19 protein-coding genes are annotated in these 15,027 nt (G+C 74.1%); 7 read left to right on the forward strand and 12 right to left on the reverse strand.

Annotated elements, in window-relative coordinates; genetic code table 11:
- The first annotated feature begins 33 nt into the window (after positions 1-33).
- The 3 genes from thiE to ET526_RS17180 are packed head-to-tail and all read left to right on the forward strand — an operon-like array spanning position 34 to position 2,031.
- Positions 34-675 (forward strand): thiamine phosphate synthase, encoded by a 642-nt coding sequence (gene thiE, locus ET526_RS17170; RefSeq protein WP_135469309.1) that lies wholly within the window; start codon positions 34-36, stop codon positions 673-675.
- 36 nt (positions 676-711) lie between these two features.
- Positions 712-1,281, forward strand: coding sequence for an NADPH-dependent FMN reductase (locus tag ET526_RS17175; RefSeq protein ID WP_135469311.1), 570 nt, complete (start codon positions 712-714; stop codon positions 1,279-1,281).
- An 18-nt stretch (positions 1,282-1,299) separates the two neighbouring features.
- Positions 1,300-2,031 carry an FkbM family methyltransferase gene (locus tag ET526_RS17180; RefSeq protein WP_135469313.1) on the forward strand — a complete coding sequence of 244 codons (732 nt, stop codon included), beginning with the start codon at positions 1,300-1,302 and terminating at the stop codon, positions 2,029-2,031.
- A 127-nt stretch (positions 2,032-2,158) separates the two neighbouring features.
- Here ET526_RS17180 and epmA read toward each other — a convergent pair whose 3' ends face one another.
- Entirely contained in the window at positions 2,159-3,196 is a 1,038-nt protein-coding gene (gene epmA, locus ET526_RS17185) for an EF-P lysine aminoacylase EpmA (protein ID WP_135469315.1), read from the reverse strand.
- A gap of 37 nt (positions 3,197-3,233) precedes the next feature.
- Between epmA and ET526_RS17190 the strand changes: the two genes are divergently transcribed.
- The 3 genes from ET526_RS17190 to apaG all read left to right on the forward strand — a co-directional run bounded on the left by ET526_RS17190 (position 3,234) and on the right by apaG (position 6,163).
- A complete protein-coding gene (locus ET526_RS17190) occupies positions 3,234-4,328 on the forward strand; it encodes a lysine-2,3-aminomutase-like protein (RefSeq protein ID WP_135469317.1) in 1,095 nt (364 codons plus the stop codon).
- A gap of 202 nt (positions 4,329-4,530) precedes the next feature.
- Positions 4,531-5,739 carry an O-succinylhomoserine sulfhydrylase gene (metZ, locus tag ET526_RS17195; RefSeq protein ID WP_135469320.1) on the forward strand — a complete coding sequence of 403 codons (1,209 nt, stop codon included), beginning with the start codon at positions 4,531-4,533 and terminating at the stop codon, positions 5,737-5,739.
- A gap of 13 nt (positions 5,740-5,752) precedes the next feature.
- Positions 5,753-6,163 carry a Co2+/Mg2+ efflux protein ApaG gene (apaG, locus tag ET526_RS17200; RefSeq protein ID WP_135469322.1) on the forward strand — a complete coding sequence of 137 codons (411 nt, stop codon included), beginning with the start codon at positions 5,753-5,755 and terminating at the stop codon, positions 6,161-6,163.
- A 15-nt stretch (positions 6,164-6,178) separates the two neighbouring features.
- On the opposite strand, the gene ET526_RS17205 is transcribed toward apaG, so the two are convergent.
- From ET526_RS17205 to ET526_RS17215, 3 genes are all read right to left on the reverse strand, one after another.
- Complete coding sequence (locus tag ET526_RS17205; protein ID WP_135469325.1) at positions 6,179-7,012, reverse strand: GNAT family N-acetyltransferase; 834 nt, start codon at positions 7,010-7,012, stop codon at positions 6,179-6,181.
- A complete protein-coding gene (locus ET526_RS17210; RefSeq protein ID WP_135469327.1) occupies positions 7,009-7,512 on the reverse strand; it encodes a Fur family transcriptional regulator in 504 nt (167 codons plus the stop codon). Before ET526_RS17210 ends, ET526_RS17205 begins: the two co-directional genes overlap by 4 nt.
- A gap of 178 nt (positions 7,513-7,690) precedes the next feature.
- Positions 7,691-8,170 (reverse strand): MucR family transcriptional regulator, encoded by a 480-nt coding sequence (locus ET526_RS17215; protein ID WP_135469329.1) that lies wholly within the window; start codon positions 8,168-8,170, stop codon positions 7,691-7,693.
- 160 nt (positions 8,171-8,330) lie between these two features.
- Here ET526_RS17215 and ET526_RS17220 point away from each other — a divergent pair, with 160 nt between their 5' ends.
- Positions 8,331-8,516 (forward strand): sulfurtransferase TusA family protein, encoded by a 186-nt coding sequence (locus ET526_RS17220; protein WP_135469332.1) that lies wholly within the window; start codon positions 8,331-8,333, stop codon positions 8,514-8,516.
- Between the two features lie 19 nt (positions 8,517-8,535).
- Here the strand turns inward: ET526_RS17220 and ET526_RS17225 are convergent, their stop codons facing one another.
- The 8 genes from ET526_RS17225 to ET526_RS17260 form a co-directional block, all read right to left on the reverse strand.
- Positions 8,536-8,967 carry a GNAT family N-acetyltransferase gene (locus tag ET526_RS17225; protein ID WP_135469334.1) on the reverse strand — a complete coding sequence of 144 codons (432 nt, stop codon included), beginning with the start codon at positions 8,965-8,967 and terminating at the stop codon, positions 8,536-8,538.
- Positions 8,967-9,635: a tRNA (adenosine(37)-N6)-threonylcarbamoyltransferase complex dimerization subunit type 1 TsaB gene (gene tsaB, locus ET526_RS17230; RefSeq protein WP_158295625.1), complete on the reverse strand. Its 669-nt coding sequence runs from the start codon at positions 9,633-9,635 to the stop codon at positions 8,967-8,969. The genes ET526_RS17225 and tsaB overlap by 1 nt, the downstream gene beginning before the upstream one ends.
- A gap of 87 nt (positions 9,636-9,722) precedes the next feature.
- Positions 9,723-10,589: an exodeoxyribonuclease III gene (locus tag ET526_RS17235; RefSeq protein WP_135469338.1), complete on the reverse strand. Its 867-nt coding sequence runs from the start codon at positions 10,587-10,589 to the stop codon at positions 9,723-9,725.
- Between the two features lie 5 nt (positions 10,590-10,594).
- A complete protein-coding gene (locus tag ET526_RS17240; protein WP_135469341.1) occupies positions 10,595-11,281 on the reverse strand; it encodes a fumarylacetoacetate hydrolase family protein in 687 nt (228 codons plus the stop codon).
- Positions 11,282-11,590: 309 nt separating this feature from the next.
- Positions 11,591-12,364, reverse strand: a complete 774-nt coding sequence (locus tag ET526_RS17245; protein ID WP_135469343.1) for a gamma-glutamyl-gamma-aminobutyrate hydrolase family protein — start codon at positions 12,362-12,364, stop codon at positions 11,591-11,593.
- Between the two features lie 168 nt (positions 12,365-12,532).
- The gene (locus ET526_RS17250; RefSeq protein WP_240048449.1) at positions 12,533-13,174 is read right to left on the reverse strand and encodes a LolA family protein; all 642 of its coding nucleotides are present in this window, start codon (positions 13,172-13,174) and stop codon (positions 12,533-12,535) included.
- A gap of 376 nt (positions 13,175-13,550) precedes the next feature.
- Complete coding sequence (locus tag ET526_RS17255) at positions 13,551-14,321, reverse strand: peptidoglycan-binding domain-containing protein (RefSeq protein WP_135469345.1); 771 nt, start codon at positions 14,319-14,321, stop codon at positions 13,551-13,553.
- A 120-nt stretch (positions 14,322-14,441) separates the two neighbouring features.
- The gene (locus tag ET526_RS17260) at positions 14,442-14,849 is read right to left on the reverse strand and encodes a VOC family protein (RefSeq protein ID WP_135469347.1); all 408 of its coding nucleotides are present in this window, start codon (positions 14,847-14,849) and stop codon (positions 14,442-14,444) included.
- Positions 14,850-15,027 lie beyond the last annotated feature (178 nt).

Genomic DNA, 15,027 nt, shown 5'->3' on the forward strand with positions numbered 1-15,027 from the left:
TGCCGGCGCCGCCGCGGCATGGGTTGATGCGCCATGGACCGCGACCGCTGCCGCCTCTACCTCATCACCCCGCCCGTCCTGTCCGACCCGGCGCGCTTCGCCGCCGAGGATCTCGCCCGCGCCCTCGATGCCGGGGACGTCGCGGCGCTGCAGATCCGGCTGAAGGGCGCGGATGACGACGCGATCCGCCGCGCCACCGGGGCGATCCTGCCGGTCGCGCAGTCCCGCGGCGTCGCCGTGCTGATGAACGACCGCGCCGACCTTGCCGTTGAGCTGGGCTGCGACGGCGCGCATCTCGGCCAGGAGGACGGCCACCACGCCGAGGCACGGCGCCTGCTCGGACCGGAGCGCACCCTCGGCATCACCTGCCACGCCTCCCGCCACCTGGCGATGGAGGCGGGCGAGGCGGGGGCCGACTACGTCGCCTTCGGCGCCTTCTTCCCGACCGACACCAAGGCGGTGCGGCACCACGCCACGCCCGAGATCCTCGAGTGGTGGTCCACGATGTTCGAGCTCCCCTGCGTCGCCATCGGCGGCATCACGGCAACGAATTGCGCGCCGCTGGTCCGCGCCGGGGCGGACTTCCTGGCGGTGATCGGCGCAGTGTGGAACCATCCGGAGGGACCGGCCGCCGGGGTGCGGGCGATGAACGCCGCGATCGCGGCGGCGGCATAGCCCCCGCCCCGCGCGATGCCTTGACAGGAGAGACGCATGGCCGACACGCTGAACGTCGTCACCCTCTGCGGCAGCCTGCGCCGCGCCTCCTACAACGCGGCCATCGCCCGCGCCCTGCCCGGGCTGGCGCCGGAGGGGATGCGCATCGCCCCGCTCGGCAGCATCGGCGAGTTCCCCATCTACAACGCCGACATCCAGGCCCAGGGCTTCCCCGCCCCGGTCACCGCCATGGCCGAGGCGATCCGCGCCGCGGACGGCCTCATCATCGTCACGCCCGAATACAACTACTCGATCCCGGGCGGGCTGAAGAACGCGATCGACTGGCTCTCCCGCCTGCCCGAGCAGCCCTTCGCGGGCAAGCCCGTCGCCCTGCAGTCCGCCTCCCAGGGGATGCTCGGGGGCGCGCGGGCGCAGTACCACCTGCGCCAGAGCCTGGTCTTCCTCGACCCCCTGGTGATGAACCGGCCGGAGGTGATGGTCGCGACCGCGCAGAACCGCATCTCCGAAGCCGGCGAGATCACCGACGAGGCGACGCGCAACGCCATCGCGGCCCAGCTCAGGGCCTTCGCCGCCTTCATCCGCCGCGTCGGCGGCCCGGCGCGCTGAGGCGGCGCGGGGCGGACCGTGGACGAACTCGCCTTCCACCGCGTGCTGCACCGCCCCGGCACGCTGCTCGACGTCGGCGCGCATGACGGCGCCTTCACCCTGCCGCTCGCCCGCCTGCCGCGCTCTCGCGTCCTCGCCTTCGAGCCGCTGCCCGCCGCCTTCGGGCGGCTGCGCCAGGCGGCCGGCGCGCTGCCCAATGTGGAGCTGCGCCAGGAGGCGCTCGGCGACCGCCATGGCGAGGTGACGCTCGCCGTGCCAGTCCTGGACGGCGTGGCGCAGGAGCAATGGGCCTCCACCGCCAAGGGCTATGCCGGGCTCGACGTGCGGGTGACCGAGCAGCGTCACACCGTGCCGCTGCGCCGCCTCGACGAGTTCGGCCTGACGGACCTCACCGCCGTCAAGCTCGACGCCGAGGGGGCGGAATACGAGGTGCTGCGCGGCGCGCGGGAGACGCTGCTGCGCTGCCGCCCCGTCCTCTCGATCGAGATCGAGGAGCGGCACCGGGAGGGTTCCACCTTCGCGGTGCCCGCCTATCTCGACGCACTCGGCTACGACGCCTTCTTCGAGTTCTGGGGCGAGTGGCGGCCGATGGCGGAGTTCCACCGCCCGACCATGCAGCGCGCCAGCCCCAACCCGGCGGTCTTCGCTTCCTCCGACCCTTACATCTTCGTCTTCTACTTCCTGCCGCGCGAGGCGGCGGCAGAGATGCTCGCCACGCTGCGCGCGGCGGAAGGCGCGCTCCGGCCCTAGAGCGGATCGCGGATGGCGGGACCGGCCGGGAGCGTCGCTCCGCTCTGCGGAGTGGAGGATGCGGATCGCGCCCCAGGCCGGACGCCGGTGGCTGAGACGCGGATCGGCCGCGATCCGCGGGCCGCCATCAGGGCGCGAGGGGCAGCCACAGCACGTCCCCGATGTGCCGTGCCCCGGCGGCGAGCATCGCCAGGCGGTCGAAGCCGAGCGCGATGCCGCTGCCCGAGGGCATCCCGTGCTCCAGCGCGGCGAGGAAATCCTCGTCCACCCCCCATCCCTCCCCGCCGTAGAGGCGGCGGCGCTCCGCCACGTCGGCCGCGAAGCGGGCGCGCTGCTCCGCCGGGTCGGTCAGCTCGTCGAAGGCGTTGGCGAGCTCCAGCCCGGCGACGAACAGCTCGAAGCGCAGCGCGGCCCGGGGGTCGGCCGGATCGCGGCGGGCGAGCGCGGCCTGCGGCGCCGGCCAGTGGGTCAGGAAGCTGGCGCGGCCGCGGCCGAGATTCGGCTCCACGCGTTCGAGCAGCAGACGGAAGAACAGGTCCTCCCACCCCTCGCCCTCGCGCGGCGCCACGCCGATGCGGGCGGCCGCCGTGCGCAGCCGGGCGGCGTCGCCCTCGGTCGCCAGGATGTCGAGCCCGCCGCACCAGCGCGCGAAGGCCTCCCGCACGGTGATGCGCTCGAAGGGCAGGCTCAGGTCGGTCTCCACCCCCTCATGCGCGACCACCCGCGGGCAGACGGCACGCAGGAACGCCTCCGCCTCGTCCATCAGCCCGTCGAGGCCGAGGCCGGGGCGATACCATTCCAGCATGGTGAATTCGGGGGCGTGGCGCGGCCCGTTCTCGCCGTTGCGCCAGACCCGCGCCAGCTCGAAGACCGGGCCGGCGCCGGCCACCAGCAGGCGCTTCAGGGCGAGCTCGGGCGAGGTGCGCAGCCACAGCACCCGCCGCTCCCCCTGCCCGAGATGCGGCAGGTACTCGGTGCGGAAGGCGCGGAGATGCACCTCCATCCCGGGCACCGGCACCAGGCAGGGCGTCTCCACCTCCCGGTAGCCGCGGGCGCGGAAGAAGGCGCGGGTCTCCTCCACCAGGCGGGCGCGGCGTTCCAGGAAGGGCAGGCGGGCGGCAAGGCTCTCGGGGTGCCAGGGGGGCAGGGGGCGGCGCGGGGGCATTGCGGGGGCGGGGGCTGCGGGCTACCTGCCGCGCACCATGCCCGACGGCAGCACCCCCCGCCCAGCCCCCGCCCGCACCCTGCGCTCGGCCGAGGACCTCGTCGCCGCCGGGCTGCTGGCGCCGGAGCGGCGGGCGGAGATCGCCGCCGTCGCGGCGCGCTACAGCGTCTCCGTCACTCCCGCCGTGCGGGCGCTGATGGACCCGGCCGATCCCGCCGATCCGATCGCGCGCCAGTACCTGCCCGACCCGGCCGAGCTGGCCACCGCCCCGCACGAGACGGCGGACCCCACCGCGGACGGCCCCTTCACCCCGGTGAAGGGGGTGGTGCACCGCTACCCGGACCGGGCGCTGCTGAAGCCGCTGCTCGCCTGCCCGGTCTATTGCCGCTTCTGCTTCCGCCGCGAGGCGGTGGGGCCGGAGGGCGGGGTGCTGACCGAGGCGGAGCTCGAGGCCGCCCTCGCCTGGTTCGCCGCCACGCCTGCGGTGCGGGAGGCGATCCTGACCGGGGGGGACCCGCTGATGCTCTCGCCGCGGCGGCTTTCCCGCATCGTCGCGGCGCTGTCGGCCCTGCCGCACATCGAGATCATCCGCCTCCACAGCCGCGTGCCGGTGGCCGATCCGGAGCGGGTGGCGGCGCCGCTGCTCGCCGCGCTGGAGACGGAAAAGGCGCTGTTCCTCTGCGTGCACGCCAACCACGCGCGGGAGTTCTCCCCCGCCGCCCGCGCCGCGCTGCGCCGCCTCGCCGGCGCCGGCGCCGCGCTGCTCGGGCAGAGCGTGCTGCTGCGCGGGGTGAACGACAGCGTGGAGGCGCTGGAGGCGCTGTTCCGCGCCATGCTGGCCGCGCGGGTGAAGCCCTACTACCTGCACCAGCTCGACCCCGCCCCCGGCACCGCCCGCTTCGCGGTGCCGATCGCGGAGGGGCGGGCCCTGCTGCGCGCCCTGCGCGGGCGGGTGAGCGGCCTCGCTTGGCCGACCTATGTGCTCGACCTGCCGGGGGGCGGCGGCAAGGCGCCGCTCGGCCCGGAATTCGCCGTCCCCGAGGCCGGGGGCTGGCGCGTCGCTGCCCCGCTCGGCGGGACGATCCGGCACGTCGCCGAGCCGGCGGGTCCGGCCCCCGCCTCGGCGTCTTGACCGCCGCCCCGGCCTCGCCTAACCGATCGGCGGGCACCGCCCCCTCGCGATTTGTCCGGCCAGCTTGCGGCGAGGTCCCCGACGGGCTCCGGTCTCGGGACCGGGGAAAACAAGCGCGCTAAACGGCCGCCGGGAGGGATGGTCCCCTCCCCGCGCCCCGGGAGGGGCCGGACGCCGTGTCGCCGAAGGTGTCTCCCGCCCCATGCCGAAACCCCTCCCCCAGCGTCCGCTCCGGCCCGCCACCCTGCTGGTGCGCGGCGGGACCACGCGCTCCGAGCATGACGAGACCTCGGAGGCGCTCTTCCTCACCTCGGGCTTCGTCTACGACAGCGCGGCGCAGGCCGAGGGCACCTTCGCCGGGACCGAGCGGCACTACCAGTATTCCCGCTTCGGCAACCCGACCGTGGCGATGCTGGAGGCGCGCCTCGCCGCCCTCGAGGGGGCGGAGGCCTGCCGCATGACCGCGACCGGCATGGCTGCCGTCCACGCGGCGCTGATGGCGCAGCTCAGGGCGGGCGACCGCGTGGTGGCCTCGCGCGCCCTGTTCGGCTCCTGCCACTGGATCGTCTCCACCCTGCTGCCGCGCTACGGCATCGAGAGCGTCTTCGTGGACGGCGCCGATCTCGCGCAGTGGGAGCGCGCCCTCGCCCGCCCCGCGGCGCTGGTGCTGCTGGAGACGCCCTCCAACCCGATGCTGGAGCTGGTGGACCTGCCGGCGGTGGCGGAGATGGCGCGCCGCGCCGGCGCGCTGGTGGTGGTGGACAACGTCTTCGCCACGCCGCTGCTGCAGAGGCCGCTCGAACTCGGCGCCGACGTCGTCGTCTATTCCTGCACCAAGCACATGGACGGGCAGGGCCGCGTGCTCGGCGGCGCGGTGCTCGGGCGGGCGAGATGGGTGGAGGAGGTGCTGCAGCCCTTCATCCGCAACACCGGCCCCTCCATCAGCCCCTTCAACGCCTGGGTGATCCTGAAGGGGCTGGAGACGCTGGCGCTGCGCGTTCCCGCCATGTGCCGCAGCGCCGCCGCGATCGCCGACTTCCTCGCGGGGCGGCCGGAAGTGTCGCGCGTGCTCTACCCCTTCCGCCCCGACCACCCGCAGCACGCGCTGGCGCGGCGACTGATGGCGGATGGTGGCACGCTGGTCACCTTCGACCTCGCCGGCGGCAAGGAGGCGGCGTTCCGCTTCTGCGACGCGCTGCGCCTGATCGACATCTCGAACAATCTCGGCGACGCCAAGAGCCTGGTGACCCACCCGGCCACCACCACCCACATGCGCATCGGCGCCGAGGAGCGGGCGCGCCTCGGCATCGCCGACGGCACGATCCGGCTCTCCGTCGGGCTCGAGGACACGCACGACCTGATCGAGGACCTCGCCGCGGCCCTGGATGGCCTGGCGCGGCGCCGGGCCTGAGCGGGAGGGGGGCATGGCATCCGGCGATCCCTTCACCGCGGTGACGAACGGCATCCGCGTCACCGTGCGCAGCTTCTACCTCGCCGACCAGTCGCAGCCCGAGCGCGGGCACTACATGTGGGCCTATCGCGTCACCATCGCCAACGAGGGCCAGCGGACGGTGCAGCTCCTCAAGCGCACCTGGCTGATCACCGACGCGCAGGGCCGCACGCAGCGGGTGCACGGCGACGGCGTGGTGGGGGAGCAGCCGGTGCTCGAACCCGGCGAGAGCTTCGAATACACCTCCGGCACGCCGCTCTCCACGCCCTCGGGCTTCATGCGCGGCACCTACCACATGGTGGTGCCGCTGACCGGGGAACGCTTCGACGTGGCGATTCCCGCCTTCAGCCTGGACAGCCCGCACCAGGGCGGCCGGGTGCACTGACAGGCCCGGCCGCCGCTATTCCCCGCCGCCGACCTTGCGCTCGTAGTGGCGGTAGTACTTCTCCGTCACCTGGTCGGTCTTCACCACCACGCAGACATCGGTGGTGTTGAACTGGTGGTCGAGCACCGCGCCGTCGCCGACGAAGCCGCCGAGGCGGAGATAGCCCTTGATCAGCGGCGGCAGGTCGCCGAGCGCGGCGCGGGCGTCGAGCCGCGCCGGGTCCATGCGGTCCATCGGCACGTAGCGGTGCGGCAGGGCGCGCGGCCGGATCGGCTCGGGCGCGAGGTGGTTGCGCCAGAGATAGGTGAGCTGCGGCGCCAGCGCGTCGAGATCCGTGCCGGGCAGGCTGGCGCAGCCGAACATGAGGCCGATGCGGTGGCGGAACACGTAGGCGGCGATGCCGCGCCAGAGGAGCTGCAGCGTGCCGCGCGTGCGATAGGGCGCGGCGACGCAGGAGCGGCCGAGTTCCAGCACCTCTCCCGGCACGGAGACGAGCATGGAGATGTCGTACTCGTCCTCGGAATAGAAGCGGCCGATCCTCGCCGCCGCCGGGCGCCGGATCAGCCGGTAGGTGCCGACCACGGCGTCGGGCCCCTCGCCGAGGTCATGGTCCACCACCAGCAGATGGTCGGCGACGGTGTCGAACACGTCGCGGTCGCGGCGCGCGGCGAGGGTGGCCGCGTCGGGCCGGGCGCCCCGCTCCTCGTAGAAGACGCGGAAGCGGAGCGCCTGCACGGCGTCCACCTCGGCCGCGGTCTCGGCGATGCGGACGCCGAGATTGCCGGCGCGCAGCTCTCCGAAGCCGGCCTTCTCGGCGCCGGCTGGCGGCTCGGCCCTGTCCTGGTTCATGCTTCGTCCTGGCGTCCGCCGCCGTTGGAGCGCCGCGCCTGGGCGTCCTCGGCCACCGCGCCTTCGGGGAAGCGGCGGCCGAACAGCTCCAGCCGCAGATCCACCAGAGCGAAGCCGAGCCGCGCGGCGATCTCGCGCGCCAGCGCCTCGTGGCGCGGATCGGCGAACTCAATCACCTTACCGGTGTCCACGTCGATCAAATGGTAGTGGTGGCCGCGATCCGCGGGGTCGTAGCGGGCGCGGCCGCCGCCGAAGTCCCGCCGCTCCAGGATGCCCTTTTCCTCGAGCAGGCGGACGGTGCGGTAGACGGTGGCGATCGAGATGCGGTCGTCCAGCGCCACGGCGCGGCGGTAGAGCTCCTCCACATCCGGGTGGTCCGCGCTCTCGGACAGGACGCGGGCGATCAGGCGCCGCTGCCCGGTCATCTTCAGCCCGTGCTGGATGCACAGCCTCTCGATGCGGGAAGCGCTGTCGCGGTCGGTCGGTGCCCGTTTGTCCATGCCGATGGCGCTGCGCTCTCCTGCCTGCCGGGACGCCCGGCGCGGCCCGTCGGGTGGCGGCCTGCCCCCGGCCGGGTGGGCGCGCCGGCGATGACCATGAACCATAGCGGGACGCGGCGGCCCCTACCATGGCGTTGACGGGCGCGGCACGATCCCGCCGCGCCGTGGCGGCGCCGCCTCAGGCGGGCTTGGCCTGCGCCGCCGGCCCCGGGGCCATGGCGGCGTCCCTCCGCGGGGCGCGGCCGGTGCGGGTGCGGGCCTTGGTGCCGAGGCCGATCTTCTTGGCCAGCGAAGAACGGTGCTTGGCATAGTTCGGCGCCACCATGGGATAGTCGGGCGGCAGCCCCCAGCGCTCCCGGTACTGCTCGGGCGTCATGCCGTAGGCGGTCTGCAGATGCCGCTTCAGCATCTTCAGCTTCTTTCCGTCCTCCAGGCAGATCAGGTATTCGGGGGTTACGGACTTCTTGATGGGAACCGCCGGCTGCGGCCGCTCCGGCTCCTGCTTCGTCGTCGGGGCGCCGACGGTGGCCAGGGTCTTGTAGACCTCCTGGATAAGGTTGGGCAGATCGGCCAGGGACACCGGATTGTTGGACACATGGGCGGAAACGATTTCCGCCGTCAGCCCCAGAAGATCGCTGGAGGGAGTCTGTTCGGCCATGGCGCCCGCATTTCCCGACTCGGTTTCTGCACTTATAATCCGTCTGTTGGCAACTACGCAACGCGGTTTGCAGCGTGAAAGGTGAGTGCCGGTGAGTCCTTGCGCACCAAAAGAATTGATCGGCGACCGGGAGCTGGACATCACGGCGGAGACTTGCCCGATGACCTTCGTCCGCACCCGGCTCGCCCTCGACCGCATGCGGCCCGGCGAGACATTGCTGGTCCGCCTCCGCGGCGAGGAGCCGCGGCGCAACGTGCCCCGCACCGCCGCCGAGCAGGGCCATGCCGTCCTCGACCAGCGAGAGCAGCCGGACGGCACCACGCTGATCCTGCTGCGCAAGGGGTAGGCCCGACCGAGGCAGGCCGCTACGGCAGGTCCCGCCGCAGCACCAGCGCGTCCGACCCGTCCGCGTAATAGCGCCGGCGGCGGCCCGCCTCGGTGAAGCCGAGGCCGCGGTAGAGCGCCCGCGCCGCCTCGTTCGGCTCCGCCACTTCCAGGAACATCGCCACCGCGCCGCGCGCCAGCGCCGCCGCCATCGCCGCCTCCATCAGTGCCGCCCCGAGGCCACGCCTTCGCACCGCGGGCAGCACGGCGAGCGCCAGGATCTCCGCCTCTCCCCCGGCGGCGCGGGCGAGCACGAAGCCCTCCCCGGGGCGCCAGAGCGCGAAGCCGCCGGGCAGGCCGAGCATCAGCGCGATCGCTTCCGCCCCCCAGGCGGCTCCGGGCGGCATGCTCGCGGCGTGCAGCGCAGCGAGCGCCGGGGCCTCCGCCGCTCCGGCCGCGGCGAGCGGGGGCATCAGCCGGGAGCGGCCGGCGGCCGCACCGCCGGCGGCTCCCCGTAGAGCGGCCGCGCCGGGCGGGGCGGCAGCCGGCCGGACAGGCGCAGCGCCGCCACGCGGGCGGCATCGGCCGCGTCCGGCTGCCGCGCCGGGGCCAGGACCGCCGCCTCGCCCCGCGCGGCGAGCCAGCCGGCCACCGCCTCCGCCGCGTCCCCGGCGAGCACCGGGGGCTGCGGCGGACGCGGCAGCTCCGCCTCGCCAAGCAGGCAGGGCGCCTCGGGCGTGGCGGCGCCGGGGGCGAAGCGCTCCAGCAGCACCCGCCCGCGCCGGCCATCCACCACCGCCCACACCTCTCGTCCGCCCCGCAGCGCCGGCGGCAGCGCCGCGGCCAGGGCCTCGCCGGTGGTGACGCCGATCGCCGGCACGCCGGAGGCGAGGGCGAGCCCCTCCGCCAGGGACAGGGCGGCGCGCAGCCCGGTGAAGCCGCCCGGCCCCACCACCGCCGCCACGGCATCGAGGTCTGGCCCCCGCACCCCGGCCTCGGCCAACACCTCCGCCGCCATGGCGGGCAGGGCGGCGGCGTGGCCGCGCTCGGTGGCGAGGGCGCGATGGGCGCGGATCACGCCATCCATCATCAGCGCGGCCGAGCAGCGGGCGAGCGAGGCGTCGAGGGCGAGGATCCACACGGGCCGGGTTCCAGGGGGCGAGTCGAGATCCCCAGGCGTCATCCTATACCCCGCGCGGGCCGGATTCCATCGCCGCCGCAACGAACTTCACGGCGCGATCTCGACCATCACCGGCACGTGGTCGCTCGCCTGGCGCCAGCCGCGCGCCGCCTTCAGCACGGCATGGCGGGAGAGGCGGCCGGTGAGGTCCGGGCTGACCCAGACATGGTCCAGCCGCCGCCCCCGGTCGGAGACCGCCCAGTCCCGCGCGCGATAGGACCACCACGTGTAGAGCTTCTGGTCTTCCGGCACGAAGTGGCGCACCGCGTCGTGCCACTGCCCTGCGCGCTGCCAGGCGGTCAGCGCCTCCACCTCCACCGGGGTGTGGGAGACGACGTCGAGGAGCTGGCGGTGGGACCAGACGTCGTGCTCCAGCGGCGCGATGTTGAGGTCGCCCACCAGGATGCTGCGCGGCCGCGCGCCGCGCGCCGCCGACCAGGCGGCGGCCTCGGCGACGAAGTCGAGCTTGTGGGCGAATTTCGGGTTGGCCTCGCGGTCCGGCACGTCACCGCCGGCCGGGACGTAGAAATTGTGCAGCTCCAGCGGCCCGCCCGGCGCGTCGAGCTCCACGGCGAGGTGGCGGCAATCGCCCCTGCCGCACCAGTCCGGCTCGCCCTCCCGCAGGGCGAAGGGCAGGCGGGAGAGGATGGCGACGCCGTTGTAGCCCTTCATGCCGCGATGCGCGACATGCGCGAAGCCGAGGGCGCGGATCTCCTCCAGCGGGAAGAGGTCGTCCGGGCACTTGGTCTCCTGCAGACAGAGCACGTCGGGGTCGAGCGCGGCGGCGAGCTCGGCCAGCAGCGGGCGGCGCAGGCGGACGGAGTTGATGTTCCAGGTGGCGACGCGCAGCGGGCGCCGCGTGGCGGCGCGGCCGAGGGCGGGCGCCGCGACGGAGCCGCCCGCTTCGGTGTCCATGGCGCTCAGACGATCCGGCAGCGCACCTCGCCGACGCCCTCGACGAAGCCTTCCAGCAGATCGCCCCGTTCCACCGCGGCGACACCTTCCGGCGTGCCGGTCATGATCAGGTCGCCGGGGGCGAGGCGCACGAGCTGCGAGAGGTTGGAGATCACCTCGGGCACGCTCCAGATCAGCTTGGAGAGGTCGCTCGCTTGGCGCGGCTGCCCGTTGACGCGCAGCTCGATCCTGCCGCGGGAGGGATCCACCCCCGCCGCCGGCACCAGCGCGCCCATCGGCGCCGAGTGGTCAAAGCCCTTGCCCATGTCCCAGGGGCGGCCGGTCTTCTTCGCCTCGTTCTGCAGGTCGCGCCGCGTCATGTCGAGGCCCGCGCAGTAGCCCCAGACGTGGCGCAGCGCGTCCTCGACGCGGATGTCCGCGCCGCCTTCGCCGATGGCGACGACGAGTTCCATCTCGTGGTGCAGGGACTTCGTCATCGGCGGGTAGGGCATGTCGGCGCCGCCCGTCACCACCGCGTCGGCGGGTTTGGTGAAGTAGAAGGGCGGCTCGCGCGTCGGGTCGCTGCCCATCTCGATCGCGTGCTCGGCGTAGTTGCGGCCGACGCAGAAGATGCGGCGGATCGGGAAGAGGCGCGCCTCGCCGCGGATGGGCAGCGCGGCCACCGGCGGCGGCGCGATGACGTAGTCGGTCATGCGTGGTCTTTCGTCTGCGGGGAGGGAGAGGGATAGCAGCGCCACCCTGCCCCCGGAAGGCCATCCCGGTTCCGTCGCGGCAAAGAAAAAAGCGCCCGGACAGGGGGGTGTCCGGGCGCTGTTGTTGTTAGTTTCCGATCGGAAAGGTCGGGCGAGCCGGCAGGGGAAACCGGATCGTCCACCGGCCTGGGGCCGGTGTAGACAACATAGCGCCCCGTCCCGCGAGTTGCAAAAGGGGATTGCACGATGCAGCCATGCCACAGGCACAAAGGGCGTGAATTCGCGCAACCGTGATCGGGACCCGGGGAGCTATTCAGCCGCCACGCGCCGGTGGCGGCGCGCCACCCAGTCGGCGCAGGCGGCGCCGAAGGCCTCGAACAGGGAGCGGCTGAAGGAATCCCGCTCCCAATCGTATTCCGGGTGCCACTGCACGCCGAGGGCGAAGCCGGGCGCGTCCTTCACCCGCACCGCCTCGATGGTGCCGTCGGGCGCCCAGCCCTCCGCCACCAGGCGTGGCGCCAGCCGGGCAATGCCCTGGTTGTGCAGGGAGTTCACCGGCACCTCCAGCCGGCCGGCCAGGCGGGCAATGGCGCTGCCCGGCGCGAGGCGGACCATGTGCGCCTTGCCGGTCCGCACCCCGCCCAGCTTCTGGTCGGCCGGGGTGGAATGGTCGAGCCGCCCGGGCAGGTCCTGGATCCGCTGGTCCAGGCTGCCGCCGAGCGCCACGTTCAGCTCCTGGAAGCCGCGGCAGATCGCGAGCAGCGGCAGTCCGGCGGCGATCGCCGCCCGGATGAGCGGCAGGGTGGTCGCGTCGCGGGCATGGTCCTCCGGCGTCCCTGCGGCGTGGGGAGGGCCGTCGTACAGGTCGGGGCAGACGTTGGAGCGGCTGCCGGTGAGGATGAGGCCGTCGAGGCGGGGCAGGATCTCCGGCGCCAGCGCCTCCCCCGCCGCCGGGAGCAGGACGGGAATGCCCTCCACCGGCCCCAGCACCACGCGCACATAGCTGTCCGAGGCGGCATGGTTCGGCGTGTTGAAGACGCCGAAGGGCTTCACGCAGCACGAGATGCCGATCAGGGGTTTCATGCGGATGTCAAAATCACCTGCTGGCGTGGCATGATCAAGGAAAGAGCAGGCAAGTTCCACGCCAGGACGGCATGGCGGCCATCCGGCGGGCGCGGGGCAGGCGGCAGAGGGGCGGCGTCACGACCCCGGCTGCCCAGAAGGCAGGGGCGGCGTGCCCACCGCCGGCCGTCAGGGCAGGCCGAGCTGCTCGCGGAAGCGGGGGTCGTTGAACTCGAACAGCAGCGCCGGATAGCGGCCGCCATATTCGTGCTGGAACAGACTCACCCGCGTCTCCTGCCCCTGGGCGTCCACCACCACCCACTGCTTCAGCTCGACCGGCTCCTCGCTGAACACGAGGGTCAGCCGCCCCTCGGCCGGGGCGCCGGTGCGGTGCAGCGTGATGCGGAACATCCCGCCGCCGCGCTCCACCCGCGTCACCGTGACGTCGCCCGAAAGGCGCGGGCTTTCCCGCAGCAGCAGCCCGAGCGGCGTCGCCGCCACCGGCACCACCGTCGGCTGGCGCAGGGCCTTGTCGTAGTAGAAGAACTGGTTGTGGCTGGCGACGAGAAGCAGCGGCTCCTGGTCGTATTCGAACCGCATCCGCCCCGGACGGACGATCCAGGCCGTGCCCTCCGCCGCGGCGCCGTTCTGGGCCACCTGCAGGAAGCGGGCCTTGAGGCTGGTGAGCCGGTTCAGCCAGGCCTCGGCACGGGCGATGTCGGCGCGGTCGCGCTCGGACAGGGCGGGCTGTGCCCCGCCCGGCGAGGCAGCAAGGGCCAGGGCCGGCAGGGAAGCGGCCAGGAGGGAGCGGCGGAGGATCATGCCGCGCATGTGGTCGGCGATGCCCCGGAGGGGAAGGGCCGCAACGGTTCCACCGCGCAGGGCGGCCTCTTCCGCGCCGCGACCCGCGCATCCCCCTTCACGGCGCCGCGCGGGCTCCGGCTGACGTCTTCCTTCGTCGCCGCTTGTGGCCGCCGGCGCGGCGATCCGGGCGAGGCGCCAATGTCCGGGACCGCGCCTCGGCCAGGATCCGCGGGGTGGGACTGCCGGAGCGGCAGACCGGTCGCCCGGCAAGAGCGAGAGAGCGCGACCCGCCAAGGCGGGTCGCGCTGCGGCAGGCCCGTGCAGCCACCGACGGGCGCAAGGGACGGAAGCGCGCGGCACCCGCCCCACCTCCCCGCCTGCGCGGCGGGGAGGCCGTGCGGGATCAGCGGGCGGTGGTGCCCGTGTCCTGGCGCACCCCCGGGCCACGATCCGTGCCCGGCTGGTCCATGCGGTTCTGCATGCCGGGCTGGGCGTTCATGCGGTCCTGCCCCATCATGCCGGGCTGCTGGCCGACCATGCCGCCGCCGGCGCCCGCGCCCATGCCGGCCTCACCGCCGGTGCCGACCATGCCCCCGCCCATGTAGGCGCGGTCGCGATCGTCGCGGGGCTGCATGCCGCCCTGCCGGCCGGTGCCGAGGTTCAGCGCCTGGCGCACGTTGGAGTCGACACGCCCGGTCGGCTCCATGCCCTGGGCACGCTGGAACTCCATCAGCGCGGAGCGGGTGCGCGGCCCCCAGATGCCGTCCACCGGGCCGGCCTGGTAGCCGCGGTCGTTCAGCGCGCGCTGCAGGTCGCGGACCTCGCCGCGGCTCATCCCGGCCTGACCTGCCCGCGCATCGGCAGCGCGCTGGCCTTGCGCGCCACGCTGCGGCCCCTCGGCCACGCCGGGCACGCGCACCTGCGGGTCGCGCCAAGGCGGATCGCCGAGGTTCACCGTCCGCGGATCCGTGGCCGCGCCGGTGACGGCACCGGCGCCGGCACCGATCGCCGCGCCCGCCAGCACGCCCGGAGGCCCGGCCAGCGCGCCAATCCCCGCGCCCGTGGCGGCACCGGCGGCGGCGCCCCCGGTGGTGCGGTCGGGCTGGGCGGTGCCACAGGCGCCGACAGCCAGGACCAGGCCGGCCACGCCCAAGAGCTTGAGCTTCGAATTCATTCCTCGCCTCCTTCGTTCCGGCGATGCGGGCGGCCGGCCGCCGGCGGCGACCGGCGCCCTTCCGCGCTTCCGCAACGCCGGCGGTGGCAAGTTGGTTGCGCCGGCGGCAGGAGAGGTCCCTCAGCCCGGTGCCGGCCAGCTGCCCCCCTCGAAACGCTGGATCTCCAGCAGGTATCCTGCGGGATCGCGGAAGAAGAAGCCGTAGACCTGGAATTCCGGTGACAGGGCCGGAGGGCCGAGCACCTCGGCACCGGCGGCGAGGAGGCGCGCGTGCCAGCCATCCACATCCTCACTCACCATCGTGATCACCACGCCGCCCTGGCGGCGCGGATCCGCCGCCCGGCGCCGCCCGCCGCGGGCGCGGCAGACGCCGAGGAAGGCGCGGCCGCTGGCGGCGGCGAAGATGGCGCAGGCGCCCTGGTCGAGCACCAGCCGGAGGCCCAGCACCTCCGCGTAGAAGCGCCGGCACGCCGCCGGGTCCTCGGCGTAGAGAAAGGTGATCTGCTGGTCGAAGGGGACGCCCGCCATGCCCCAGCTTCGCGGCTGCCGCGCGCGGCGGCAACCGCCGTGTCGCCTTGGGCGGGTTGCGGACGGCCGAAAACGGCCGGGGCCTCTTGCCACGACTCCGCGGGCAGGAGGCTGGTGCCGTTGCCGCGAGCACGGCCGAGTGGAAACGGCCCTAAGCCGCGTGGACAAACCTGATCCA

Source organism: Crenalkalicoccus roseus, assembly GCF_004761865.1.
In the GTDB taxonomy this organism is placed as follows: domain Bacteria; phylum Pseudomonadota; class Alphaproteobacteria; order Acetobacterales; family Acetobacteraceae; genus Crenalkalicoccus; species Crenalkalicoccus roseus.